Origin of the sequence: Rahnella rivi (genome assembly GCF_019049655.1) — a bacterium.
Classification (GTDB): Bacteria; Pseudomonadota; Gammaproteobacteria; order Enterobacterales; family Enterobacteriaceae; genus Rahnella; species Rahnella rivi.
Map to the genome: position 1 here is coordinate 65,976 of NZ_JAFMOX010000050.1, position 23,925 is coordinate 89,900.

At 54.2% G+C, this 23,925-nt stretch carries 23 protein-coding genes and 1 pseudogene; 5 read left to right on the forward strand and 19 right to left on the reverse strand.

What is annotated here, in order from left to right; all coding sequences use genetic code 11:
• Nucleotides 1-8: 8 nt before the first annotated feature.
• The 4 genes from chbR to J1779_RS05975 all read right to left on the reverse strand — a co-directional run bounded on the left by chbR (nucleotide 9) and on the right by J1779_RS05975 (nucleotide 3,076).
• Nucleotides 9-845: a transcriptional regulator ChbR gene (gene chbR / locus J1779_RS05960; protein WP_136376121.1), complete on the reverse strand. Its 837-nt coding sequence runs from the start codon at nucleotides 843-845 to the stop codon at nucleotides 9-11.
• Nucleotides 846-859: 14 nt separating this feature from the next.
• A complete protein-coding gene (gene chbA, locus J1779_RS05965) occupies nucleotides 860-1,207 on the reverse strand; it encodes a PTS N,N'-diacetylchitobiose transporter subunit IIA (RefSeq protein ID WP_056779981.1) in 348 nt (115 codons plus the stop codon).
• A gap of 63 nt (nucleotides 1,208-1,270) precedes the next feature.
• Nucleotides 1,271-2,629, reverse strand: a complete 1,359-nt coding sequence (gene chbC / locus J1779_RS05970; RefSeq protein ID WP_217203114.1) for a PTS N,N'-diacetylchitobiose transporter subunit IIC — start codon at nucleotides 2,627-2,629, stop codon at nucleotides 1,271-1,273.
• Between the two features lie 123 nt (nucleotides 2,630-2,752).
• Complete coding sequence (locus J1779_RS05975; RefSeq protein WP_056779975.1) at nucleotides 2,753-3,076, reverse strand: PTS sugar transporter subunit IIB; 324 nt, start codon at nucleotides 3,074-3,076, stop codon at nucleotides 2,753-2,755.
• Between the two features lie 375 nt (nucleotides 3,077-3,451).
• On the opposite strand from J1779_RS05975, the gene J1779_RS05980 reads away from it, so the two are divergent.
• The 3 genes from J1779_RS05980 (at nucleotide 3,452) to J1779_RS05990 (ending at nucleotide 5,267) form a co-directional block, all read left to right on the forward strand.
• Nucleotides 3,452-3,979 carry a GNAT family N-acetyltransferase gene (locus J1779_RS05980; protein ID WP_217203116.1) on the forward strand — a complete coding sequence of 176 codons (528 nt, stop codon included), beginning with the start codon at nucleotides 3,452-3,454 and terminating at the stop codon, nucleotides 3,977-3,979.
• 77 nt (nucleotides 3,980-4,056) lie between these two features.
• Nucleotides 4,057-4,656: a tellurite resistance methyltransferase TehB gene (gene tehB / locus J1779_RS05985; protein ID WP_217203118.1), complete on the forward strand. Its 600-nt coding sequence runs from the start codon at nucleotides 4,057-4,059 to the stop codon at nucleotides 4,654-4,656.
• A 248-nt stretch (nucleotides 4,657-4,904) separates the two neighbouring features.
• Entirely contained in the window at nucleotides 4,905-5,267 is a 363-nt protein-coding gene (locus J1779_RS05990; RefSeq protein ID WP_056779967.1) for a hypothetical protein, read from the forward strand.
• A gap of 63 nt (nucleotides 5,268-5,330) precedes the next feature.
• On the opposite strand, the gene J1779_RS05995 is transcribed toward J1779_RS05990, so the two are convergent.
• Nucleotides 5,331-6,890, reverse strand: a complete 1,560-nt coding sequence (locus tag J1779_RS05995) for a DUF1176 domain-containing protein (protein ID WP_217203120.1) — start codon at nucleotides 6,888-6,890, stop codon at nucleotides 5,331-5,333.
• Between the two features lie 499 nt (nucleotides 6,891-7,389).
• Between J1779_RS05995 and J1779_RS06000 the strand changes: the two genes are divergently transcribed.
• Nucleotides 7,390-7,758, forward strand: a complete 369-nt coding sequence (locus tag J1779_RS06000) for a hypothetical protein (RefSeq protein ID WP_217203122.1) — start codon at nucleotides 7,390-7,392, stop codon at nucleotides 7,756-7,758.
• A gap of 35 nt (nucleotides 7,759-7,793) precedes the next feature.
• Nucleotides 7,794-7,931: pseudogene (locus tag J1779_RS25500) on the forward strand (DNA polymerase III subunit theta).
• Nucleotides 7,932-8,376: 445 nt separating this feature from the next.
• Here the strand turns inward: J1779_RS25500 and J1779_RS06005 are convergent.
• The 14 genes from J1779_RS06005 to J1779_RS06070 all read right to left on the reverse strand — a co-directional run bounded on the left by J1779_RS06005 (nucleotide 8,377) and on the right by J1779_RS06070 (nucleotide 23,925).
• Nucleotides 8,377-9,795 (reverse strand): gamma-aminobutyraldehyde dehydrogenase, encoded by a 1,419-nt coding sequence (locus tag J1779_RS06005; RefSeq protein ID WP_217203123.1) that lies wholly within the window; start codon nucleotides 9,793-9,795, stop codon nucleotides 8,377-8,379.
• Between the two features lie 13 nt (nucleotides 9,796-9,808).
• Complete coding sequence (locus tag J1779_RS06010) at nucleotides 9,809-10,615, reverse strand: ABC transporter permease (RefSeq protein ID WP_217203125.1); 807 nt, start codon at nucleotides 10,613-10,615, stop codon at nucleotides 9,809-9,811.
• Nucleotides 10,605-11,537, reverse strand: coding sequence for an ABC transporter permease (locus J1779_RS06015; RefSeq protein ID WP_390976467.1), 933 nt, complete (start codon nucleotides 11,535-11,537; stop codon nucleotides 10,605-10,607). The genes J1779_RS06010 and J1779_RS06015 overlap by 11 nt, the downstream gene beginning before the upstream one ends.
• Before the next feature lie 15 nt (nucleotides 11,538-11,552).
• Nucleotides 11,553-12,575, reverse strand: a complete 1,023-nt coding sequence (locus tag J1779_RS06020; protein WP_056779945.1) for an ABC transporter ATP-binding protein — start codon at nucleotides 12,573-12,575, stop codon at nucleotides 11,553-11,555.
• A gap of 58 nt (nucleotides 12,576-12,633) precedes the next feature.
• Nucleotides 12,634-13,809 carry a putative ABC transporter substrate-binding protein YdcS gene (ydcS, locus tag J1779_RS06025; protein WP_217203126.1) on the reverse strand — a complete coding sequence of 392 codons (1,176 nt, stop codon included), beginning with the start codon at nucleotides 13,807-13,809 and terminating at the stop codon, nucleotides 12,634-12,636.
• 36 nt (nucleotides 13,810-13,845) lie between these two features.
• The gene (locus tag J1779_RS06030) at nucleotides 13,846-15,309 is read right to left on the reverse strand and encodes a gamma-aminobutyraldehyde dehydrogenase (protein WP_056779940.1); all 1,464 of its coding nucleotides are present in this window, start codon (nucleotides 15,307-15,309) and stop codon (nucleotides 13,846-13,848) included.
• 149 nt (nucleotides 15,310-15,458) lie between these two features.
• Nucleotides 15,459-16,364 carry a LysR substrate-binding domain-containing protein gene (locus J1779_RS06035; protein WP_056779938.1) on the reverse strand — a complete coding sequence of 302 codons (906 nt, stop codon included), beginning with the start codon at nucleotides 16,362-16,364 and terminating at the stop codon, nucleotides 15,459-15,461.
• A gap of 198 nt (nucleotides 16,365-16,562) precedes the next feature.
• Nucleotides 16,563-16,994 (reverse strand): OsmC family protein, encoded by a 432-nt coding sequence (locus J1779_RS06040; protein ID WP_122096795.1) that lies wholly within the window; start codon nucleotides 16,992-16,994, stop codon nucleotides 16,563-16,565.
• A gap of 356 nt (nucleotides 16,995-17,350) precedes the next feature.
• Nucleotides 17,351-17,599: a hypothetical protein gene (locus tag J1779_RS06045; RefSeq protein WP_056779932.1), complete on the reverse strand. Its 249-nt coding sequence runs from the start codon at nucleotides 17,597-17,599 to the stop codon at nucleotides 17,351-17,353.
• Between the two features lie 181 nt (nucleotides 17,600-17,780).
• A complete protein-coding gene (locus J1779_RS06050; RefSeq protein ID WP_217203128.1) occupies nucleotides 17,781-18,992 on the reverse strand; it encodes an MFS transporter in 1,212 nt (403 codons plus the stop codon).
• A gap of 277 nt (nucleotides 18,993-19,269) precedes the next feature.
• The gene (locus tag J1779_RS06055; protein ID WP_217203160.1) at nucleotides 19,270-21,072 is read right to left on the reverse strand and encodes an ABC transporter ATP-binding protein; all 1,803 of its coding nucleotides are present in this window, start codon (nucleotides 21,070-21,072) and stop codon (nucleotides 19,270-19,272) included.
• Between the two features lie 2 nt (nucleotides 21,073-21,074).
• Nucleotides 21,075-21,992 carry an ABC transporter permease gene (locus J1779_RS06060; RefSeq protein WP_217203129.1) on the reverse strand — a complete coding sequence of 306 codons (918 nt, stop codon included), beginning with the start codon at nucleotides 21,990-21,992 and terminating at the stop codon, nucleotides 21,075-21,077.
• A complete protein-coding gene (locus J1779_RS06065) occupies nucleotides 21,992-22,966 on the reverse strand; it encodes an ABC transporter permease (protein WP_217203131.1) in 975 nt (324 codons plus the stop codon). The genes J1779_RS06060 and J1779_RS06065 overlap by 1 nt, the downstream gene beginning before the upstream one ends.
• Nucleotides 22,963-23,925, reverse strand: coding sequence for a nucleoside hydrolase (locus J1779_RS06070; protein ID WP_136375032.1), 963 nt, complete (start codon nucleotides 23,923-23,925; stop codon nucleotides 22,963-22,965). Before J1779_RS06070 ends, J1779_RS06065 begins: the two co-directional genes overlap by 4 nt.

Genomic DNA, 23,925 nt, shown 5'->3' on the forward strand with positions numbered 1-23,925 from the left:
CCTGAGCGTTAATTAATACTGCACAATTTCTTTCGATAATGATTCGGTGTAAATGATGTCAGCTTTTTAAAGTTCTTGATAAACATACTCGGGCTGCTATATCCGGATTCAAAGGCAATATCCGTGACCGAGTAATTGGTAATTTCAAGTTGCTTTTTCGCGAAATCAATTCGGATTTCATTGATAATCTGCATCGGCGTCATTCCATAATGACGCTGCGTGGCGCGGGTCAGATATTCCTGCGACTTACCGGATAATGCCACCATGTTCGATAAGGCTTTATCACCGAACTGCGTTTTATCATGCATTCTCTCAACCGCCACCTTTAACCAGGCTGGCGCATCCGTTGTGGCTTCTGATTCTCTGTGGTGACGTAACCGGTTCACGATATAAAACGTCACCATCTCCAGAAATTCATTAAATTCCCCGTTGCGGAAATTGAGCGAAGCCACCACCGATTCAATATAAGTCAGAAATTCAGTTTTAATTTTGTACACTTGTGAGGCAATAAAATGTGCCGGTAATAATGAGGCGTAGTGTTGTTCGAAAAAAGCTTTGCTGATCCCGACATTTAATATTCGGGTCGCGCCAAATTCATAAAAGCTCTGATGATTCGAACCCAGCGGAATGAAGACAAAATCGCCGCGCTCTAACAGCACCCGTTTGCCATTCACACTCTGGTAATACCGGCCCGTCAATACCACCGTAAATTCGTAGTAATCATGTTCATGCAACCCGGAAATGCTTTCTACTTTGTTGTAGATAAACATATGGAAATTCTGACCGTCGAAGAGTTGATTTTCGCGTGCTGTCTTGATTTCCATGCTCAATACCGGTGGCTGCATTATCACTCCCTACGTTATTTTATTTTCTCGTGAAGCTCAATGAGTTCCGTGATTAACTCGCGGGCCAGCATCGAGGTCATCAGGTGATCCTGCGCGTGAACCAGGATCAGGCTGACTTTCATTTTGCCTTCGCCCATATCGTCTTCAATCAGCTTCGTCTGCACCAGATGCGCTTCATTGAGCGATAAACGTGACTGATCCATTAACGCTTTGGCTTGCTCAAAATCGCCTTCTTTGGCTTTTTTCAGCGCACCGTAAGCCAGGCTGCGCGCTTGTCCGGAGTTAATAATTAACCCCATGACCACTTCTTCGAGTTCCTGCATCTCGTCTTGCGTATCCGCGATGCTGTCTAAATCAATCATCTTAATCTCTCCTTGATAGCCAGTGGGCAGAGGGAAGGACGCGCCCGCCCTCTGCGGGTCAGATTAGAATTTCAGTGCGGCAGCGATATCTTCTTCGCTTTCTTCTTCTTCAATAATCTCCTGCGCTTTGTTCGACAGGATAACGAAAGGCATGTAAACCAGCGTGGCGACCGCCAGGTTAAACAAGGCCACTAACAATGCCGCGATGCTGCCATTACTGTTAAAGAAAGCGCCAAGGCCGGTCGGCATGGTCCAGGGCGCCAGGTTAGTCACCGGCGGAATAATGCCCATGGAGTAAGCCGCGAGCGTGATGGCCGCCAGAATAGGTTGCACCAGCACGAACGGAATAAACATGACCGGGTTCATGATGATCGGTAAACCAAACAGGATAGGCTCGTTAATCTGGAAGATGCCTGACGGCAGCGCCAGTTTTGCCACCTGGCGGTGATCCGCGCGGCGTGAGGCAATGAAAATGGCGATAATCAGACCTAACGTCGCACCGGAACCGCCCAGCAGGATGTAGGAATCGAGCATCGGTTTCGCCCAGAAGTGGAACGTTTTACCCGCGTCAATGGCAGCACTCACTGAACCGTATTCGGTGTACAGCGCGATATTTTCCAGCGCCCACGGGGTCATGATGCCGTTGTCCAGCGCGGTCAGCGCAAGAGAACCGTGGACACCAAAGAACCACAGCAGGGAGTTGAAGATCACGTATGCCCAGCCCACCACGCTGCCCATAGAGGCCAGCGGTTTGGAGATGGAATCCATAATAATCTGGTGGAAGTTGTGGCCGTATAATCCCAGCAGCCAGGAAATCACACCGAAAATAAACAGAATGATAAAGCCGGGAATTAATGCAGAGAATGAGCGGGCGACAGAGGTCGGCACGCTTGCGGGTAAAGTAATCACCCAATTTCTGCGGATAATAAACGTAAACATTTCGGCGACCACTAATCCAATCAACATACCGGAAATAATGTTCGCACCGCCTAACCAGTTCGCGCCTACCGCATAGGCTTCACCTACGCTGTAAGGTGTGACGGTCATAAAGGCGGCAACGGCTAATAACCCCGCGGACAGGGAATCCACTTTGCGTTCTTCGGCTAAAGCCATGCCGATAAAGAACGGCGCCATCAGCGACATAATACCCAGCGTACCGTTGTAGACATTAATACCGATGGTTTTTAAACCACTCAGGGTTTCAATCGTGGAGGGGTCTAAACGCACGCCTAAGGAATAGAAGAAAGAACCGGCACCAAAATTCAGGAAAACGTTATTAATTAAAACGAACATGGCACCGGCAAGGGTCAGCGGCATTAATTTAATAAAACCATTTTTGATGGCATTAATATGCGGCTGCTTACCAATTTTAACGGCAAAAGGAAGAAGTATCTTCTCCAGGGAATCAATAACTTTACTCATTCGCGTGTTCCTTTAATGCCGCCCTTCGGCGGCCAGGGTATGAAATTCGCTCTTTGACTGGATTTCTCTTTGACTAAAGTAATTCAATGTAAAAAAGGACAAGGTATCGCTAAAAATTTACGCTTACTGAGTGGCGGCGGCTTTTTTGATGGCAGCAACGGCGGCTTTCAAAACACCTAAACCATCGATTTTGCCGTAAAGCACAGAATCGATCACTTCAACCGGTTTACCCGGTAATACTTTTTGAATCTCAGGCAACATATAAGCAATCTGCGGCCCCAGAAGTACCACATCCGCCGCATGCCCTTTTTCAGCGGCCAGTGTTTCCGGGAATGCTTCAATAATGACCGGCACTTCGTATTTTTCGGCCTGCACTTTCATTTTAGTCACCAGCAATGAAGTGGACATGCCTGCCGAGCAAAACAAATAGATGACTTTCTTTTCCATAATGAAACCCTCATATCCAGTTATGATTGCAGGCCAGACAAGCGTTCCTGCATTGCTGCCAAATGGGCATTTAAACGAAAAAAGATGTAATACGAATTGTCTCTGCTTGAGTCGAGTATACGGCATCACTTTAGCGGGTGATAATTCTGAGAAGTTAAAAATTGTCTCTCCTTGACCATTGCTTATGACTCCCTTCACATTTTGGGCAAATAACTGACGATGGAAAATAACACCGCAGCCCTGAACGCTCCTCACGCGCCAAAGTGTGCGGCAGATCCCTGCGCAGACCGGCGGGGTGATTTTTTCAGCGCCGGATGACGACGCGCCCCGGTGCGGCTAAGCTTGAAGTCATCTCACAGGAGGAAAAACGTCACTATGATCATTGAGACATCGCGGTTATTGCTGCGTCCGGTTGCAGACGCTGACCTGTATTCCCTCTTTGCCATTTACGGCGATCCGCAGACCAATCTGTTCAACCCGCGCGGCCCGCTGCCGGACAGGGCGGCGGCACAGGAAAAACTGAGCGGCTGGTTACGCGAATGGCCGGAGCACGGCTTCGGCCACTGGGCGATTACGCTGAACCATAAACCCGATGAGGTCATCGGGTTTGGCGGGCTGGGAGTCCGTGAAGGCTACGAAAATCACCGGGTGTTTCTCGGCTACCGCTTCGCCACTACGGCGTGGGGAAAAGGGCTGGCGACCGAGTTTGCCAGCGTGGCGCTCAATACGGGTTTTGAGAAACTGGGAATACCGCGGATCTCCGCCACCGTGCGCGAAAACCATCTGGCTTCCCAGCGCGTTCTGGAAAAAATCGGGATGCAAAAAGTCGGTTTTGAGGGCGACCCTCTGCACGGCACGGGCAGTTATCTTTACCGGCAAACCGACCGGCGCACGTTGCGCTGACCATTAAGAGTCATGGCGCGGGGGAGATTTTGGAGGATAATCGCTGGCAATCGATCTCACTTTAAGGAACACAGGGCATGACCCAGCAACCTGCGCCAGAAGATTACTACACCGAAAAATACGGCCTTACCCGCACCCATTCAGAAATCATTCATGCAGCCGGTTATGTTCAGCCGGGCAAAGCGTTGGATCTGGGCTGTGGCAGCGGGCGCAACTCGTTGTATCTCAACCTGAAAGGCTTTGATGTGACGGGATGGGACAACAACGCCATGAGCGTGGCGAAAGTGAATGACATTATTGCGGCGGAATCTCTGCGCAATATCGCCATCAGCGAACAGGATCTGAACACGCACCGTTTCAGCGGCGAATACGATTTCATCTTTTCCACCGTGGTCATGATGTTTTTGCAACGCGACAGCATCCCGCACATTCTCGAAGACATGCACGCGGCCACCAAAACCGGCGGCTACAACCTGATTGTCGCCGCGATGGACAGCCCGGATTATCCTTGTCCGCTGCCCTTCCCGTTTACCTTTAAGCCCGATGAATTGCGCCACGCTTATCGTGGCTGGGAAATCGTGAAATACAACGAGGATATTGGCGAATTGCATAAACGTGACGAAAACGGTGACCGCTACAAGCTTCGCTTTGCCACCTTGCTGGCGAAGAAAATGTAAGACGGATAACGCTGGCGCACGCGTCGCCAGCCCTTATTTCCCCGGTGATCCCTGCCAGAATTCTCGCCTGAACATTCTTGCCAGAGTGTTGACGTCCGTGTGATAATACCGCGCGTCAATTCTTTAAATACTCTGTAAAATCATACCATTAACGTTTAATGACTCTGTTTTTCTCGCGGCCAAAGCGGTTCAGAACAGGGTTTCTTTTTATTATTCGTCGCCAAGCGCGGCAACATTCAGAGATACGTATGAACTGGGACGTCATGAAGTGGTTGATCGGTATTTATCTGGGCTGTTTTTTAGGTCTTCTTAAGATGGCTTACTCCGACCCTAAGTTTTACCTTGAATATATCGACAAGAAATTCACTTATGTCTGTTACACCTGCTTTATTGTCTGCGGCGCATTATGGTTTGGCCTCTATTCAGCCAGGGGATATGCCATTGACAATATTGATTTAATTTCAGAGCAACTCACATTGATAGACAAAGAATATAATTACGTCACCTCATATCTTCTTTCAATGATAATTGGTTCGGGGATCTCTTTTGCTTCCAGCATTTTGTTTATCGATATTGCCCGCAAAAAGATCGCCTCAGCCACGGCAGAATAACTCTCTCTGATGATGCTTCAGCAGGGGGCGGCCCACTCCCTGCTTCATCAACACCTCGTTTCCCTACCTGCCGTTATCCCCTTGCACCACACCACGGGCGCGTTCGATCGCAACGACTTCCCGTTTACCGAAAACTGAAATATCCCCTTTCAACTCCCCATCCTGCTGCGGCGAATACACATAAAGCATGATGTCTACGCCCTCTTTCGGTGAGTAGTCGCCAAAATGGCTGTACACGCCGCCGACATAACACTGCTCATCGATCCACACCGGAATATCGCCGATAGCCTGTACTTCATAGCCCGGCACAGGTGAACGGCCATAAAACCCGGCTTCATTTTGACTCAGAGACGGCGGCACCGGACAGACCGAAACGGCTGGCGAAGCAGGACTTCCTGCATTGGGCTGATGCGCCTGCAAAGCGGCTAAACTTTTCCCGACGCTGACTTTTTGTTTATCCGATAACGTCAGCCAGGGCGTTTCTTTATCCCGCGGATCCGGGGAGGTAACCGACAGCGCATAGCGGTATGTGACCGTTATTTTTGCCACGCTGGCGTTGTGGCTGAAGGGGCGAAGCAGGTAAATATTATCCACGCCGAAATAGCTGACCCGGTAGGCGAGATAAATCTGCTTATTGAGTCTGACCCAGTAGCCCGCCTGATTTGCGCCGCGTGCGTTGGTTGAATACAAATAACCGGGCACCGAAGCATCCGGATCTGCCTTCACGGTTGAATAAAAGGTGCCCTTTCCTCTTTTCAATATCCCGGTATAGGTGAATATGCCGGTGCCCCCGATATAGGCATCAATAATGAGATCCCGTTTACCATCCCCGTCGAGATCCACCAGCGTATAACTGGCCGTTTGGTTTTCTGTAAAGACGACCACGTTAGATTTCTGAAATGCCTGCCATTCGTCATCTGTGATATCCGCTGAGGGCTTTTTCTTTGGCAGCTTGTTCTTTTCCTCCCCCTCGTAGGTGATATCAAACCGGGTCACCTGCGTTTCCGGACTGGCGTAACGACTCATCAGCGTTTCGACAGGCATCTGATTGTTCTGGTTTTTTTCCTTTTGCAGCGCGGCGAATAATTCATCCTGCGCGGCACTGTCGTCATCCGGTTTTGATGTGGCGTCGGCTCTTTGCACAAAGGCGGCTGGCGTATCCAGCAGCCCCTGGAAGTCATCCATTTTAAGCAAGACGGCGTTAACCCCTTCACCTGAGAGATCAGCAGCCTGATCCGGCTGCGCAATCTGAATCTGCTTATCGTGAAGAAGCGCCTGTAACGCACCACTGACCTGTGATGCGGTGAAGGCAAACTGCCCGTTCTCTTCGCGGGTTAAGATACCGGCAGCCTGACCGCCGAGAATCAGCTGCGGGGAATTGTCTGAGGGGTGAGTGTCGGAAAAAATCAGGCTGACGCTCGCCTGCCCGGCGGCGTCTGTTTTTCGCGTGAGCATAACGGACGCCGTGCTGCTCCCTTTCATCCTTCCCGTGGCATGACAGAGATGCACATTCTCACACACCAGCGACCAGTCTTTATGAGTAAAACGCAGACCCTCGTTATCCTGGGCAAAAAGAGAAACTGAAAAGGCGCTTAAAAATACGATGAGTGCCGTGCGTAACATGGTCGTCCCTGAGGAAAGTTTTTTGTGCGAGCCATACTAGTTGAAAAGTAACGACTTTAGAATCAGCGCCTCCGGCGGGTGATACATTCCCTGTCCGGGCGGCGGCATCACAAACCCAAACCAGTCATCGTATGCCTGACCCAGCCAGAATCATCCGCCGTGCACCTTTAGCCGTTGGAAGAACATGTATGTACCCGGCATGATGTGATTGCGAGTCTGTCCGCGCAACACAACATCAAATCCCAAATCTTTGCCACCCATAAGCCACCCCACAAAATACTGATTATGCATACAGCATAAGCATGAGTAACATGCTGAAGAAAGTCCGGTCGGAGACACTTCTGTTATACCGCTGATCGGCAAGGGGTTTGTATATTAAGCACGGCATCAGGACCGGATCAGCAACCCCATAGCCATTTATTGTCGCAAAGAATCTTAGCCCTTATGGCACGGAAGCCTGATGCTATAATCGATGCATATAAATTTGAAAGGAATCTCAATGCGTATTTCACCATTAGCTTTAATGCTTATACCCGCCCTGTCTTCCGCCTCTCTTAAAGATTTTGATTTGGAGGTAAGGGGTCAACACCTCACCATTCCAGCCTCTTGCATCAAGCAAGTTCAAAATAATGAAAATGAAGAAACGGTCAATAGTGGTGTTTATTTAGAGATTATGTCGCCGTGCTCTCAACCCTTGTCTGAAATCACCACAATGAACATTGGCAAAACAATGACAATTTCTTATGGTGGTCAGATTGTACAGAAAGCAACCATAGCCTCTCGATTGTCAAATGGATTTATGTTCAACACGAACGGCGGCAACATGATGGTAATTCGTCAAATCATCGCTGATTCTGAGGCAAAGTAATGTCATACAATCTTGCTGACCTACCCAAAGACTAAATGGACAAAATCAACGTGGATTAGCTGCGGGAGGCGTTGCTTTCAAAGAGCGATACAACCAGCCGGTCATCGCTGATGATCATCGAGCGTGAACAGCCTGAGCATCTGCGTGAGTACCTCAGGGAACGTTTTGGCTGACATAAACACTCCTTCATTAAGCCTCCGTTATGAGGCAAAAAAGTGTCTACGAAACCTGGGTCTATTCACACCCGGCAATAAATGCGCTGAAAAGCCAGATGCAATTCACACGCATGCGGGAGCAAAAGGAGGGTGTTGTGAACCTAAGGGAGTATGGAAAGCATCGAACTGATATTTGCACGTTTTTCTTCAATTCATCCGTGACCGGGGTTCATCCGACAAAGAGCATTTGCTATGTGCCGGAGCCAACCCAAGTTTCATTGCCAGCCAGATGGGGCACACAAATGCGCAGATGGTATTCAGCGTTTATGGGAAATGGCTGGTTGAACAAAATGGCGACCAAATCGCCCTCCTCAATCAGAATCTCGACTTCAATGCCCACAGATGCCCCATAAGAAACTGGCCGGAATAGAATAGTTAACTATTACAGCCAGTTATCCCCTTTTCAGTGTTTTATCATCACATGCCGGATCGCCGTGTAATCTTCCAGCCCGTACATCGACATATCCTTTCCGTAGCCGGATTGTTTTTGTCCCCCGTGCGGCATTTCACTGACCAGCATGAAGTGGGTATTCACCCAGGTGCAACCGTATTGCAGACGCGCGCTCAGGCGGTGGGCGCGACCAATGTTTTGCGTCCAGACGGAAGATGCCAGCCCGTAGTTGGATTCATTTGCCCACGCCAGAACTTGCTCTTCCGTATCAAACTCGGTCACGCTGACCACCGGACCGAACACTTCGCGTTGCACAATTTCATCTTCCTGACGCGCACCGGCAAGCACCGTAGGCTGGAAATAATACCCCTCGCCGCGCACCCGTTCGCCACCGGTGATGACCTGAATATGCGCGACGTCTTTCGCCCGCTGCACAAAGCCTTCCACCCGCTCTAAATGCGCCGCTGACACCAGCGGGCCCATTTCGCTGCTTTCATCGGTGCCCAGTTTGAGGGTGGAAACGGCCTCGCCCAGCGCTTTCACCAGCTGCGCATACACCCCTTTTTGCGCGTAGATGCGGCAGGCGGCGGTGCAATCCTGTCCGGCGTTGTAGAACCCGAACGTGCGCACGCCTTCCACCACTTGTTCGATATCAGCGTCATCGAAAACGATCACCGGCGCTTTGCCGCCGAGTTCCATATGCGTGCGTTTGATGCCGGTGGTCGCCTGAGCGACAATTTTCTCGCCGGTAGAAACGGAACCGGTCAGCGAAATCATCCGCACTTTATCGTGATGGGTCAGCGCGCTGCCGACCGATTTACCGTCGCCAAACAGCACGTTCAGCACGCCAGCCGGAAAGATATCCCGCGCCAGTTCGCCGAGTTTCAGCGCGGTCAGCGGGGTGATTTCGGAAGGTTTGATCACCACGCAGTTGCCTGCCGCCAGCGCCGGAGCGATTTTCCACGCGGCCATCATCAGCGGGTAATTCCAGGGGGCGATGGAGGCCACCACGCCCAGCGGATCGCGGCGGATCATCGACGTATGCCCGGCGAGATATTCGCCGCCGGCTAATCCGCTCAGGCAACGGCTGGCACCGGCAAAGAAGCGGAACACGTCAACCACCGCCGGAATTTCATCATTCAGCGCCAGATGAAAAGGCTTACCGCAGTTCAGCGACTCCAGCTTGGCCAGCGCTTCGGCGTTTTCTTCGATGCGGTCTGCCAGCGCCAGCAGCAGTTCCGCACGGGTTTTCGGCGTTGTCTGGCCCCAGTCGGTAAAAGCGCTGTGCGCCAGATCGACCGTCTGACGGGTTTGTTGTTCACTGGCCTGCGCCAGACGGACAATTTCCTGCCCGGTATGCGGGTTGAAAACCGGCAGTAACGTTCCTTCTCCGGCCACCAGTTCACCGTTAATCAGCATGTTCGTTTGCATCAGTTATTCCTTATTATTTGCCGTCACCGGCCACATCTGACCCGTTTCTTGTGAGATACCACGCGCCCAGAATCGGGATCATGGTGAGCACCATCAGGCACAGCGCCACCACGTTGGTCACCGGCACTTCGCGCGGCCTGCCCAGCTGGTTAAGCAGCCAGATGGGTAACGTGCGTTCATGACCGGAGGTAAACGTGGTGACAATGATTTCATCGAAAGAGAGCGCGAACGCCAGCATGCCGCCTGCCAGCAGCGCGGTGCTGAGGTTTGGCAAAATGATGTAGCGGAAGGTCTGCCAGCCGTCTGCGCCTAAATCCATCGAGGCTTCGATCAGGCTGTGCGTGATACGGCGAAAACGGGCGATCACGTTGTTATAAACAATCACCATGCAAAACGTCGCGTGGCCGATGACAATCGTCAGCATGCCCGGCTCGATGTGCGCCGCGTGAAAAGCGTTGAGCAGCGCCAGACCGGTGATGATCCCCGGCAGGGCAATCGGCAACATAAACAGCAGGGTTATGCTGTTTTTGCCATAAAATTCACGCCGGTACAGCGCCGCGGCAGCCAGCGTGCCGAGCACCATGGCAATCAGCGTGGCGCAACAGGCGATTTGCACCGAAAGCCAGATGGCGTCAAGAATGTCGTGACGCCCTGCCGCGACGGCAAACCAGTGCAGCGTGAAGCCTTTCGGCGGAAAGCTGAACGCCGCATCTTCGGTGTTGAAGGCATACACCGCGATGATCAGCAGCGGGAAGTGCAGAAAGACCAGTCCGCCCCACGCGGAGAGTTTGAGTAACCAGGGTGCGCGTTTAGAGTGCATCGAAAGCTCCCAGTCGTTTGACCATCGATAAATACAACGCAATCAGCACGATAGGCACCAGCGTGAACGCGGCGGCCATAGGCATATTGCCGATCGAACCCTGCTGCGAGTAGACCATATTGCCGATGTAATACCCCGGCGGGCCCACCAGTTGCGGAATGATGTAATCACCCAGCGTCAGCGAGAACGTGAAGATCGAACCGGCGGCGATACCCGGTACGGCCAGCGGGAAGATCACGTAGCGCAGCGTCTGCCAGGGTTTTGCACCTAAATCTTCTGAAGCATGAATCAGCGACGGCGGCAGACGTTCGAGTGCGGCCTGAATCGGCAAGATCATAAACGGCAGCCAGATATAGACGAACACCCAGAAGCGCCCGATGCCTGAGGTTGACAGCGTATTGCCGCCAATGCCCGGCAGGCTCAGCATGGCCGTCAGCAGCGGTTGCAGCCCGAGGTGTTCGAGGAACCATTGCAGCACGCCGCCTTTGGAGAGCAGCAGGGTCCACGCATAGGCTTTGACGATATAACTGGCCCACATCGGCATCATGATGGCGATGTAAAAGAAGGCTTTCTTTTTGCCGGTGATATAACGCGCCATGTAATAGGCAATCGGAAACGCCAGCACCGCGCTGAAGAAAGACACCAGCAGCGCCATCGTCACCGTGCGGACAATAATGTCAGCATTCACCGGGTCAAACAGGGCGCGGATATTGGCCGTCGTCAGCGTCGAGGAGACGGTCATGGTGAAATCGTCAAAGGTATAGAAACCCTGCCACAACAGCGCGAACAGCGAACCTAAATAGATCGCGCCAAACCACAGCAGCGGCGGCACCAGCAGCAGCGCCAGATAAAATCCCGGCCTGTGATGCAGATAAGTCACCAGTGCGCGGCCACGCCCCACACGCTTTTCATAAGGAGTCATACTGATATCCATCTTTTAGCCCTCAAGCAGCGTGACCATGGCATCTCTGTCCCAACACGCCACCACCGGCTGACCTTGCCGGAAGTGGTGTTGCGCACTGGCCGCCAGGTTGTTGGGCTCACTGACAAACAGACGCTCGCCGCCTTCCAGTGCCAGTTCGTAGCGTGTCGCCGCGCCCTGAAAATGGATGTCTTTGAGGATGGCGTTAACCTGCACCGCCTGGCTGTCTGCCAGCGGCTGCGGCGCAAGGCGGATGTGTTCCGGACGAATAGAACGGCTGCCGGAGACACCGGTGATTTTGAAGGAGAGATCGGCGGTCAGGACGTTCGCCGTACCGACAAACTGCGCAACGAATGCGGTACGCGGATTGAGGTACAGCTCACGCGGCGTATCAACCTGTTCGATACGGCCATTGTTGAACACCGCCACGCGGTCAGACATCGACAGCGCTTCGCTCTGGTCGTGGGTGACAAAAATAAAGGTGATGCCCAGTTCGCGTTGCAGCTTTTTCAGCTCACCCTGCATCTGCTCTCGTAATTTTAAATCCAGCGCGCCGAGGGGTTCATCCAGCAGCAGCACGCTGGGCTGATTCACCAGCGCCCTGGCCAGCGCCACGCGCTGACGCTGTCCGCCGGACAAAAACGCCGGTTTGCGCGCAGCGGTAAAGCCAAGCGCCACCCGCTCCAGCGATTCCATCGCGCGGATTTGACGTTCCTTTTTCCCCACGCCTTTCACCATCAGGCCATACGCGACATTTTCCAGCACGGTCATGTGCGGGAACAGCGCGTAATCCTGAAACACGGTGTTGACGTCCCGCTCATAGGGGGCGAGCTGCGAGGCTTCTTTGCCGTGAATGCGCACCGAGCCGGAGGTCAGGGTTTCAAAGCCGGCAATCAGACGCAGGCAGGTGGTTTTGCCCGAGCCGGAAGGCCCGAGCATGGAAAAGAATTCACCGTCCTGAATGTCAATTGAGACATTATCGACGGCTTTGGTTTCCCCATATAATCGGGAAGCATTAATAAATTGTACGGCGGCCATAACGGACTCCCGGATTCGGTTTTTAATAAAAGGGCTAAACGCAACCTCTGACAGCGGATTACCGGCCGCCCATGATGGCGATATAGTCCTGAGTCCACTTGCTGTACGGCACGTATTTACCGCCTTCGGACTGAGGTGTTTTCCAGAATGAAATCGCGGTGAATTTATTAAAGCCGTTCGTTTCGCAACCTTCCGCCCCTAATAACGGGCTGGCTTTACACCCGGCCGGTACGCTTGGCACGGAACCAAACCATGCCGCAACGTCGCCCTGCACTTTCGGCTCCAGCGACCAGTTCATCCACTGATAGGCACAGTTCGGGTGTTCGGCGTCGGCAGCCAGCATGGTGGTATCCGCCCAGCCGGTGACCCCCTCTTTCGGGAAGACGGTGGCGATCGGTTGTTTTTCGCCTTTCAGCGCATTGGCCTGATACGGCCACGAGCTGCTGGCGACCACGCCTTCGTTTTTGAAATCACTCATTTGTACCGATGCATCGTGCCAGTAGCGGTGGATCAGCGGATGCTGACCGCGCAGAAATTTCAGCACGGCCTGGTACTGGGTTTCGTTGAGCTGATACGGATCGTCGATTTTCAGATCAGGCTGGGTGCTTTTCAGGTAAAGCGCGGCATCCGCAATGGCGATCGGGCCGTCATACGCCTGAACGCGTCCCTGATTGGGTTTGCCGTCAGGCAAATTTTGCGGCACGAAAATCACTGACCAGCTGTCAGGCGCAGTGGGGAAGGTTTTGGTGTTGTACATCAGCAGGTTCGGCCCCCACTGGTAAGGCGTGCCATAGACTTTTCCGGCAACGTTAAACCATTCGCCTTTCAGCAGGCGCGGGTCGAGATTCTTCCAGTTGGCAATCAGCGCCGGGTTGATCGGCTGAACGCGTTTACCGTAAATCAGCCGCAGTGAGGCATCTCCCGAGGCGGTGACCAGATCATAGCCCCCCTTCGCCATCAGGCTGACCATTTCATCTGACGTCGCCGCGGTTTTGACATTGACCTTACAGCTGGTTTGTTTTTCAAACTGCGTCACCCAGTCGTAATTCTTGTCACTTTCGCCGCGTTCAATATATCCCGGCCAGGCGACGATATTTAATTGCCCTTCGCCTTTTCCTACCGCTGTCGGTAAGTCTGCGGCCACAGCCGTATTAAGAAAACTCAGCAGACCTAAACAAACCGCAGATAACTTTTTATTGCCAGATGGTTCTTTATTGAAAATAAGTGTTTTCATTGGATACCCCTGTCCTGTCGTCGTATTTGTCTGTTATTAGAATTGTGGTTTGAACTTCGCCATGATGTGCCTGACTACGCTGTAATCCTGTAACGAATAACTCGAGAGATCGTTGCCATACCCGGAGCGTTTTAATCCGCCGTGGGGCATTTCGCTGACTAAAGAAAAGTGCGTGTTAATCCAGGTGGTGCCGTATTGCAGATGGGAGGAAATTTGCATCGCCAGATCGATATTTTGCGTCCAGACCGAGGACGCCAGCCCGTATTCTGATTCATTCGCCCAGTCCACGACCTGCTGAACGGTGTCGAAGCGGGTGACGCTGACCACCGGGCCGAACACTTCGCGCTGGACGATTTCATCACTTTGCAGACATCCCGCCAGCAGCGTGGGCTGGTAATAGAAGCCGGGGCCGGAATGGGACGCCGCGCCGGTGATACGCTCGATATGCGGCTGACTCAGCGCCCGTTCGACAAAGCTCGACACGCGATCCCGCTGGCGTGCGCTGATAAGCGGCCCCATAAAGTTTTCGCTGTCATTCTTTCTGGCGAAAGAGAGTTGCGATACCGCCTCGCCCAGCTTTTCCACCAGCCGTTCGTAAATCCCGGCCTGCGCATACACGCGGCAGGCGGAAGTACAATCCTGCCCCGCGTTGTAATATCCCCAGCAGCTGACCGCCTGCACCACGTCATCAATGTCGGCATCGTTGCATACGATCACCGGCGCTTTGCCGCCCAGCTCAAGATGAGTGCGTTTCACCGTTTTCACCGCCGCCTGCAAAATGCGCTGCCCGGTGACGATGTCGCCGGTCAGTGAAATCAGACGGACATGCGGATGACTGACCAGCGCATTACCGACCCCTTCACCGCTGCCGGTAATGACGTTCAGCACGCCCGGCGGCAGGATCTCCTGCAACGCGGGCAGCAAGGCCAAAATGGTCAGCGGAGTATGTTCAGAGGGTTTAAACACCACGGTGTTACCCGCCGCCAGCGCGGGAGCAATTTTCCACGCCGACATCATCAGCGGGTAATTCCAGGGGGCAATCGAGGCCACCACGCCCAGCGGGTCGCGGCGCACCATTGAGGTGTGGCCGGGCAGATATTCGCCGGAAAGTTGCCCCTGCTGGCAACGCACTGCCCCGGCAAAGAAGCGAAAGACATCGACAGCGGCAGGCAAATCGTCTTTCAGCGCCTGATGCAGCGGTTTACCGCAGTTGATGGCTTCAAGCTGTGCCAGCGAATGCGCCTGTTTTTCGATGGCGTCGGCGATACGTAAAAGCACGGAGGCCCGTTCGGCTGGCGTGGTGCGTGACCAGCGGCTGAAAGCGGCATTGGCGGCATTCACCGCCAGAGCGACTTGTGCCAGAGAGGTTTCGGCGACCTCGGCAATCACTTCACCGGTCGCAGGATTGAAAATGTTTTGCGTTGCGCCTTCGCCGTGCAGAAGGTCGCCATTGATCACATGCTTTTCAGAAAAACTGGCAACAAATTCTGCATCCGACATTGCACTGCCCTCAGTTCAGAGAATCATCCTTAATTAACAAAAATGTTATTAGTTAGTAACAAACCTGCTAATTCACAGTAGGTAATTTCTCTGAGGGCAACAAATAGCAATTATTGAAGTCTGCGTTCGGTTAAACCGAATGCTCCTTGTCAGGGTCTGCGCTTGGCGCTGTTTTCACGTGCAATGGTCAGGAACGGCGTAACCAGCTCCGGCCTCGCGCTGCCGCGCCGCCACGCCAGCCCGATATCCAGCGGTTCGATGGAATCCTCCAGTTTGCTGGCTTCGATCATATTGCCTTCCAGCGACCAGGCACGGTAGGCCATGTCCGGCTGAACCGAAACGCCCAGACCGGCCGCAACCAGGCTGCGTACCGCCTCGGTGGAGGCGGTTTTCATCGCGATATTGGGTTTCAGCCCCGCCCGTGCCCACAGCCGCTGCGCATGTTTCTCCATTTCATCGACGTTGAGCTGGATCAGCGGTTCATTCGCGATATCCGCCAGCGAAATACTTTCGCGCTCCAGCAACGGATGCAGCGGCGGCAGCCACAGGCGGTAGGAGGAATGGGTCAGCACTTCGGTTTGCAGCGCATCGCGATCTTCCAGATTGGAGAGGATCAGCACGCCGATATCGATTTCACCGCTCACCAGCAGATGTTCGATGTACTGACGCTCATCCTCCACCACTTTGACCTCTACATTCGGGTAATACGCATTGAATTGCTTGAGCAAATCCACCAGAAAATAACCGGCCACCAGGCTGGTCACGCCAAGCGTGATCTGACCAGTGACGCTTTCTGTCCCCATTTGCAGGCTGCGTTTGGCGTTATCGACAGTGGCGAGGATCAGATAAGACTGGCGTAAAAACTGATGCCCCTGATGGGTCAGCGTCATGCCTTTCGCATGGCGGTCGAACAGCCGCGCTTCGGTTTCCACCTCAAGCTGCTGAATGGCCTGCGTCAGCGATGACTGAGACACAAAGGAGGCCTGCGCCGCAGCGGAAATCGAACCGGTTTCAGCAACGGCAATAAAATGGCGGATCTGGCGTAACGTCAGCATGGGGCACCTCAACATCTCATTAAAAAACCGAACAGCATCAGGCACCATTCGTTTTAAGGGAATGATTGAGTTAAGGCAGGCAGGGATTTTTTGTCAAATGGCAGGACAGAAGGATGACAGATTTGGGATCAGAAACACAAAAGCCATGCAAAATTTGCATGGCTCATTGTTCTGAGAAAAAGAATCAGAATTTGACGATCAATTTTCCAGCTTGTACGTCAGAGTGATTTCCGCGTTAAGCACTTTGGAAACCGGGCAACCGGCTTTCGCCGCTTTGATAATTTCGTCGAATTTGTCTTTATCAATGCCGGGCAGTTTGACCGTGCTGTCGAGCGCGATCTTAGTAATGGCGAAGCCGCCATCGACTTTATCAAGAGAAACATCTGCCACGGTATCAATGCTTTCAGGGACATGCCCTGCTTCGCCGAGCATCAATGACAGCGCCATTGAGAAACAGGCGGAATGTGCCGCGCCGAGCAATTCTTCCGGGTTAGTCCCCGGTTTACCCTCGAAGCGGGTATTGAATCCGTAAGGCTGGTCTTTCAGAGCACCGCTTTCAGAAGAGATATAACCTTTTCCGTGTTTGATGTCGCCTTCCCAATGCGCCTGTCCTTTCTTATGAATGGTCATGTATTCCTCCGGTTTTTTTAACATTCACCTTAAGTATAGACGCTGATGCTCATCCCGCAACGATGCCGCCCTTCTCAGGCACTGATGGTTTATTACTCAGTAACAAAAAATCTTATTTAAATGCAATCCTGGGATCATATGATCACAGGATTCATGATCCGAAATAGACACAGATTGGGAACAAAGGGTTTATTTAAAGAATATTCTTATTCGACTTTATGTTTGTGGTGGCAGGTCTGTGTATGAAAACAGATGAAGAATTCGCCTTCGGGACAGGGGAGAACAAATAGAAAAAAGGGCCGGTGGATCTATCCAGGCCCTTTTAACATTCGTGCCAAATTATAACATTCGCCAGATTAATGTATGTCCAGTTCCACAGCCCACTCGGAAACCATGTCACGGGAAATATAATTTACCTCGCAATTACAACCTGTTGAAGAAAAAGTTAAATACCCAATACACGGGAAAGACTCTGGGTGCAATTCGGTCAGTACCTCTTTAATCTCACCATCACTCATTAACGGGGATACCGTTGCCTTTGACAGCTGAAAGTAGTTGTCGAACATCCATGTAATATAGTCCGTCTCGTTTTTCAGCACTTTCATTTAACATCCTCCTGTCCTTTCACTCCGATTATAAAAAAGTAGCAGGCGACTGCAATTGTGGCGAATAATAAATCATTAAAATTGCCAATTGTCTATTTTATATCAAATTTCCCCACCGCAGAGGGCGTGGGGAATAAGGGGAAAGTGCTTATGTGGAGAGATTTCCTGATGACTGACGCGATTATCTCTTCCCACCCTGCACGTTTACCGGCTGCGGACGTGACAGATAAATGGTGATCGCCGCCAGCAAGGTCAGCACTCCACCGAGCAGGAATGCGCTGCTGACACCGGCGTTATCCGCCAGTACGCCGCCAAACAGTGCCCCCAGCGCCAGCGATGTCTGGAACACACAAACCAGCAGTGCTGACCCGGTTTCAAACAGCGCGGGCGATGCCTGATACGTCCAGATATTCAGACATACCGGCAATGCCCCGAACGCCAGGCCCCAGAGGATCACCAGCGCACTGGCCAGCACCAGCGGAAGATGAAATGTTGACAGCACCAGCACCGACAGGCTGAGTAACAACATGTTGAGCATAAACGCCCGTTTCACACCGAATTCCCGCACGGTGAATTCCGACGCCAGCGTACCGATAAGCCCCGCAATACCGTATCCCATCAGCAAGAGAGAAATACTGCTGGCGGAGAGGTGCAAATCAAAACGCAGCCAGGGTTCAAGATAGGTATAGGCCGCGAAATGCCCGCCCGCCATAAAGACGCCGATAATCAGCGCGTAGCGGATACCCGGCACTTTGGTCACGCCCAGCATGGCGCGCAGCCCAATCGACTGCTGCGCCGGAAGGGACGGCAGCGCTATCCATTGCAGGACAAAAATCATCAGCGCCATGACCGCGTTAAGCGTGAACGCCATTCTCCAGCCGAACACATCGCCGATAAAGGCGCCGGCGGGCACGCCGGCCACCGTACCGACCGCCACGCCAGCGGTGATCAGCGAAATCGCCCGCGCGCCCTGCTCTTCCGGCACCAGACGCCGCCCGGAGGGGATGGCAAAAGACCAGAATCCCCCGACACCGACGCCGAGAATAATGCGTCCGATCAGCAAAACGTTAAACGAGTCCGCCATCACCGCAATGCCGTTGGCGAGGATCACCGTGGCAGAGAGCAGAAGCAGGAGTCTGCGACGATCCATACGTTTGGCAAACAGCATAATCAGCGGAGCAGAAATCGCCGCAACCAGCCCCGGCAACATTACCGCCAGCCCGGCATGGCCTTCGGTCACGCCCAGCGAACGGGCGATCGGCGAAAGCAGGCCGATCGGCAGAAATTCTGTGTTAACCAGCACGAATGTGCCGCAGGCGAGAGAAAATACCGCCAGCCATCGGCGGAAAGCAGAAGTCTGTGGCCGGGTGTCCAGCGATGCGCACTCAGTCATTATTATTATCCTTAGCAGGTGAATTAACGGGTGTTCGGCTGCCATAAAACGTGATCACCGTCACGCGGTCAAGATTTTTGCTCAGGATCGAAAAGTTATAACCCATAGCGAAATACACTAAGCCAGTCCCCGCCTGCCATGCGGCTTACAGAGGGATCGGAGGTGACACATTTGCAGGGCACATACAGATCCCCCGATCAGGAAATCCCTCCACATATAAGTATGTTGTAACTAAGTTGGTACGCTAAAGCGTTGAGCGAAAAGACGGGCGAGAAAATCAGGAAATTTGGACGAAATGGCCGTTGCTGACTTCGCGATAATGGCGGGCAAGCGGCTGATACGTGGCCGGGCGTAACGGGCTGGCGAGTTCATCCGGGATCACAGTGCGTTTGCGGTGAACGGTGGGATCTGGAACCGGCACGGCGGCCAGCAATTTGCGGGTGTAAGGATGTTGCGGATTGTCGAAAATATCGGCGCGGGAGCCGATTTCCACGATTTCGCCCAGATACATCACGGCGACACGGTGGCTGATGCGTTCTACCACCGCCATATCGTGGGAAATAAACAGATACGCCAGCCCGAGCTGCTGCTGGAGATCAAGCATCAGATTAATCACCTGCGCTTTGACGGACACGTCCAGCGCAGAAACGGCTTCGTCAGCAATAATGAGTTTAGGTTCCAGCGCCAGCGCGCGGGCGATGCAGATCCGCTGACGCTGGCCGCCGGAAAACTGATGCGGGAATCGCGTCGCCATGCTGCTTTGCAGGCCGACCTGCTCCAGCAACTGCGCCACGCGGATTTTCGCACCGGCATTATCGTGCAGCCCGAGGCTGACCATCGGTTCGGCAATGGCCTGGCCGATACGCATCCGCGGATTCAGGCTTTCGTAAGGATCCTGAAAAATCATCTGCGCCTGAGTGCGGATATCCGCAAGCTGGCTGCGATCGGCGCGGCGGATATCCTGCCCGGAGATCAGCACCTCCCCGGACGTCGCTTCGGTCAGTCGTAAAATCGTGCGCCCGGTGGTGGATTTGCCGCAGCCGGATTCCCCCACCAGCGACAGGGTTTCGCCCGGTTGCAGGCTGAAAGAGAGATCTTCAACCGCATGAACGCGCGAGGAAACCCGGCGCAAAAAACCGGATTTCACATCAAAGCGCGTCACGAGGTTTTTGACCTCGAGCACCGGCTGGCCGGCACGCAGCGTATTGACGGAATCTGCTACCGGCTGCGGTTCGCCGGTGTGCAGGTCGCGCAGCGGAAAACGCTGCGGCAGGGCAATGCCGGTCATCGCGCCGAGGCGCGGCACCGCTGCCAGCAGCGCCTGGGTATAGGCATGGCGCGGACGGTGAAAAATCTCCCGCGTGGTCGCCTGCTCAACGGATTCGCCCCGGTGCATCACCAGCGTGCGGTCGGCCACTTCGGCCACCACGCCCATATCGTGGGTGATGAACAGCACCGACATCCCCTCTTCTTCCTGCAAAGATTTGATGAGCGCGAGGATCTGCGCCTGAATAGTGACGTCCAGCGCGGTGGTCGGTTCATCCGCAATCAGTAAACGTGGATTACACGCCAGCGCAATGGCGATCACCACACGCTGGCGCATACCGCCGGAAAAACTCAGCGGATATTCATTCAGCCGCGACGCGGCGGCGGGAATACGAACTTTTTCCAGCAGGCGAACCGCCTCGGCGCGGGCGGTGGCGTCGTCCATCCCACGGTGGCGTTTCAGCACTTCGGTGATTTGCACACCAATTTTGAGCACCGGATTCAGACTGGTCATCGGCTCCTGAAAGATCATGCCGATACGGTTGCCGCGAATGCTCTGCATCTGCCGCGGGTTCAGGGTCAGTAAATCCTGGCCGTCGAACAGGACGCTGCCCGAATAGCGGGTATGCCTCGGGTCCAGCAGTTGCATGATCGACATGGCGGTGACGCTTTTACCGGAGCCGGATTCGCCCACCAGCGCCAGCGTTTCTTTTGCGCCAAGCGTGAACGACAGGTCACGCACCACATTCAGCCATTCGCCCTCCACAGAAAAGGCGGTATTGAGCTTTTCGACCTGTAACACCGGATCGCGCATCATCAATCCTTATTCCTGGGGTTGAGGATGTCACGCAGCGCGTCACCGACTAAGTTGATAGCGACAATCAGCACCAGCAATGTGACGCCGGGAAAGACGCTTATCCAGTAGTCGCCGGACATCAGGTAATCGAAACCGTTGGCGATCAGTAACCCCAGCGACGGTTCGGTCACCGGCAACCCGATGCCGAGAAACGACAGCGTGGCCTCGAGCATGATGGCGTAGGCGATACGCATGGTGGCGACCACAATCAGCGGCGGCAGACAGTTGGGGAAAATGTGGCGCAGAAGAATGCGCGGAGTTGACAACGCCATGCTGCGCGCGGCGTCCACGTAGCTGCGGCGGCGTTCAAGCAGCGCCGAACCGCGCACCGTGCGGGCGTAGTACGCCCACTGCGTGACCACCAGCGCCAGGATGATTTTATCCACGCCCTGCCCGAGCACGGCCAGCAGGATAAGCGCGATCAGGATCGGCGGAAAACTCAGCTGGATATCCACGATACGCATGATCAGCGCGTCTGTTTTGCCGCCCGCCCAGGCGCTGGTCATGCCGAGGATTGCGCCAATGGTCAGCGCAATCACCGCGCTGCATACGCCCACCAGCAGGCTGGTGCGCATGCCGTAAAGAATGGCGCTGAATAAATCACGGCCCTGATCGTCGGTGCCCAGCCAGTAAACCAGGCCACTCAGGCTGGCCGAACCCGGCTTAAGGCGGCCATCCATGATGTCGAGCTGCGATAAATCGTACGGATTTTGCGGGGAAATCCAGGGTGCCAGCACAGAGAGCAGCACCGCGATGCCCAGAATAATCAGGCCGCACAGCGAGAATTTGTTACGCAGCAGCGCGGTGAGCGTGTTGTAAAACGCCGTGTGCGGTGTCTGCGCGGCGGCAATGCGGGAGTGAACGGAATCCGGTGGCATCACGCCTCTCCTCCCAGCCGCACGCGCGGATCGACCAGCACATACAGCACGTCGACCAGCAGATTGATCAGGCTGAACATCACCACGGTAATCATCAGATACGCCAGGATCACCGGGCGATCCAGCACGGCGATGGAATCAATGATCAGCTTGCCCATGCCCGGCCAGGCGTAAATGGTTTCGGTGACGACCGCAAAGGCGATAAGCGAACCGAGCTCAAGGCCGATCACGGTAATCAGCGGGATCAGGGTATTTTTCAGAACGTGAACCAGCACGATGCGGCTTTCAGATAACCCTTTGGCGCGGGCAAACCGGATGAAATCTTGTTGCAGGCATTCGAGCACACCAGCGCGGGTCAGCCGGATAATCAGCGAGATTTTAAACAGCGCCAGATTGAAGGCCGGAAGGATCAGATGCGTCAGTCCGTCGGCGGTGAAAAGACTGACGGGGACGCCGAAAACGTCCACCGTTTCGCCACGCCCGGAGGCAGGCAGCACCCCGAGTTTGACACTGAACAGCATGATCATCATCAGCCCGATCCAAAACGTCGGCAGGCTGAAGCCAAAAATGGAGACGGTCATGATGGTTTTCGACAGCCAGCCCTCGGGGCGTAAACCGGCATAGACGCCAAGCGGAATGCCGATCACCAGCGCCAGCACGAAGGCCACCAGCGCCAGTTCAAGGGTGGCGGGCATGCGCTGGAAAATCAGGTGTAACGCGGGCTGGTTGTAAATAAAGGAGTTGCCCATATCGCCGTGCAGGGCGTTCACCACGAACAGGCCGTATTGTTCCCACACCGGTTTATCCAGGCCGAAAGACTGGATCACGTCAAGGCGTTCGGCCGGCGTCGCACTGGTGCTGAGCAACAGATCCACCGGATTGCCCACCAGATACACGCCACCAAATACCAGCAGCGACATCACGAACAGCGTCAGCAGCGTTTGTCCGAAACGTCCCAGCAGGTAGCGGCTCATGCGCGCGCGTCGTCTTGCTGCGCGCCGTAGCGGGAAAAGACGCGCCGCAGCAGGCTGAAGAAGCCGTATTCATCGACGTTCTGCATCACCATTGCGTTCGGCGGCGTCGCCAGTTTGTGCCAGAAATCGGCGTAGGTGTAACCGGCGGTCTTGCCGGACACCGCCACGCCGACGCGGGCATTCTGGCCGGAGAATAGCCCCGGTTGCAGCAGCCAGGCGATGGTGGTCGCATCATGCACCGGGCCGCCTTCGCGACCAAAACGGCTGAGATCGCTGCGATCAAAGGCGCCCAGCAGCGCGGCGACAGAGGCTCCCGGCAGACCGCCGTCCTGACGAATTGCCTCGATGTCATCCGCACCGATCAGCGCCTGAAAGGTCATATCCAGCGGCATGATCACCAGCGGAACGCCGCTGTTAAACACTTTTTCCGCCGCGTGGGGATCGGCGTACACATTGAATTCGGCCCAGGGCACGCGGTGCCCCAATGCCGTAAAGGCACAACTCATGGTGACGATGTGCCTGATGCCACGCGCCACGTCCGGATGCATTCCCAGCGCCAGCGCCAGATTGGTCATCGGCCCGATGGCGCATACCGTGACAGGGTCGTTATCCTGCGCCGCCTGTCTGAGGGTGCGCACCAGAAAATCCACCGCGTGTTCTTTCTGCGGTTGCAGTTCGCTGTCCGGCACCAGCTCGTCGCTGAAGGCACCGATATGCGCGTATTTACCATAAACCTGCTCGCGCACCAGCGGACCGGGCGCACCGGCAAAGACCGGCGTGTCGGTTTTACCCGACAGCGCGACGATTTTACAGGCGTTGCGCACGGTGTCTTTCAGCGCCACGTTGCCCGCCACCACGGTGATGCCCAGCACGTCCAGCTCCGGTGACGCCAGTGCCAGCCACAATGCAATGGCGTCATCCACGCCGGGATCGGTATCAATAATGATGCGCTGGCTCAT

What these genes read in the sequence shown, in the direction of transcription:
- chbR (WP_136376121.1), bottom strand. Translation starts at nt 845, where the DNA reads ATGCAGCCACCGGTATTGAGCATGGAAATCAAGACAGCACGCGAAAAT.
- chbA (WP_056779981.1), bottom strand. Translation starts at nt 1,207, where the DNA reads ATGATTGATTTAGACAGCATCGCGGATACGCAAGACGAGATGCAGGAA.
- chbC (WP_217203114.1), bottom strand. Translation starts at nt 2,629, where the DNA reads ATGAGTAAAGTTATTGATTCCCTGGAGAAGATACTTCTTCCTTTTGCC.
- J1779_RS05975 (WP_056779975.1), bottom strand. Translation starts at nt 3,076, where the DNA reads ATGGAAAAGAAAGTCATCTATTTGTTTTGCTCGGCAGGCATGTCCACT.
- J1779_RS05980 (WP_217203116.1), top strand. Translation starts at nt 3,452, where the DNA reads ATGATCATTGAGACATCGCGGTTATTGCTGCGTCCGGTTGCAGACGCT.
- tehB (WP_217203118.1), top strand. Translation starts at nt 4,057, where the DNA reads ATGACCCAGCAACCTGCGCCAGAAGATTACTACACCGAAAAATACGGC.
- J1779_RS05990 (WP_056779967.1), top strand. Translation starts at nt 4,905, where the DNA reads ATGAACTGGGACGTCATGAAGTGGTTGATCGGTATTTATCTGGGCTGT.
- J1779_RS05995 (WP_217203120.1), bottom strand. Translation starts at nt 6,890, where the DNA reads ATGTTACGCACGGCACTCATCGTATTTTTAAGCGCCTTTTCAGTTTCT.
- J1779_RS06000 (WP_217203122.1), top strand. Translation starts at nt 7,390, where the DNA reads ATGCGTATTTCACCATTAGCTTTAATGCTTATACCCGCCCTGTCTTCC.
- J1779_RS06005 (WP_217203123.1), bottom strand. Translation starts at nt 9,795, where the DNA reads ATGCAAACGAACATGCTGATTAACGGTGAACTGGTGGCCGGAGAAGGA.
- J1779_RS06010 (WP_217203125.1), bottom strand. Translation starts at nt 10,615, where the DNA reads ATGCACTCTAAACGCGCACCCTGGTTACTCAAACTCTCCGCGTGGGGC.
- J1779_RS06015 (WP_390976467.1), bottom strand. Translation starts at nt 11,537, where the DNA reads ATGACTCCTTATGAAAAGCGTGTGGGGCGTGGCCGCGCACTGGTGACT.
- J1779_RS06020 (WP_056779945.1), bottom strand. Translation starts at nt 12,575, where the DNA reads ATGGCCGCCGTACAATTTATTAATGCTTCCCGATTATATGGGGAAACC.
- ydcS (WP_217203126.1), bottom strand. Translation starts at nt 13,809, where the DNA reads ATGAAAACACTTATTTTCAATAAAGAACCATCTGGCAATAAAAAGTTA.
- J1779_RS06030 (WP_056779940.1), bottom strand. Translation starts at nt 15,309, where the DNA reads ATGTCGGATGCAGAATTTGTTGCCAGTTTTTCTGAAAAGCATGTGATC.
- J1779_RS06035 (WP_056779938.1), bottom strand. Translation starts at nt 16,364, where the DNA reads ATGCTGACGTTACGCCAGATCCGCCATTTTATTGCCGTTGCTGAAACC.
- J1779_RS06040 (WP_122096795.1), bottom strand. Translation starts at nt 16,994, where the DNA reads ATGACCATTCATAAGAAAGGACAGGCGCATTGGGAAGGCGACATCAAA.
- J1779_RS06045 (WP_056779932.1), bottom strand. Translation starts at nt 17,599, where the DNA reads ATGAAAGTGCTGAAAAACGAGACGGACTATATTACATGGATGTTCGAC.
- J1779_RS06050 (WP_217203128.1), bottom strand. Translation starts at nt 18,992, where the DNA reads ATGACTGAGTGCGCATCGCTGGACACCCGGCCACAGACTTCTGCTTTC.
- J1779_RS06055 (WP_217203160.1), bottom strand. Translation starts at nt 21,072, where the DNA reads ATGCGCGATCCGGTGTTACAGGTCGAAAAGCTCAATACCGCCTTTTCT.
- J1779_RS06060 (WP_217203129.1), bottom strand. Translation starts at nt 21,992, where the DNA reads ATGCCACCGGATTCCGTTCACTCCCGCATTGCCGCCGCGCAGACACCG.
- J1779_RS06065 (WP_217203131.1), bottom strand. Translation starts at nt 22,966, where the DNA reads ATGAGCCGCTACCTGCTGGGACGTTTCGGACAAACGCTGCTGACGCTG.
- J1779_RS06070 (WP_136375032.1), bottom strand. Translation starts at nt 23,925, where the DNA reads ATGAGCCAGCGCATCATTATTGATACCGATCCCGGCGTGGATGACGCC.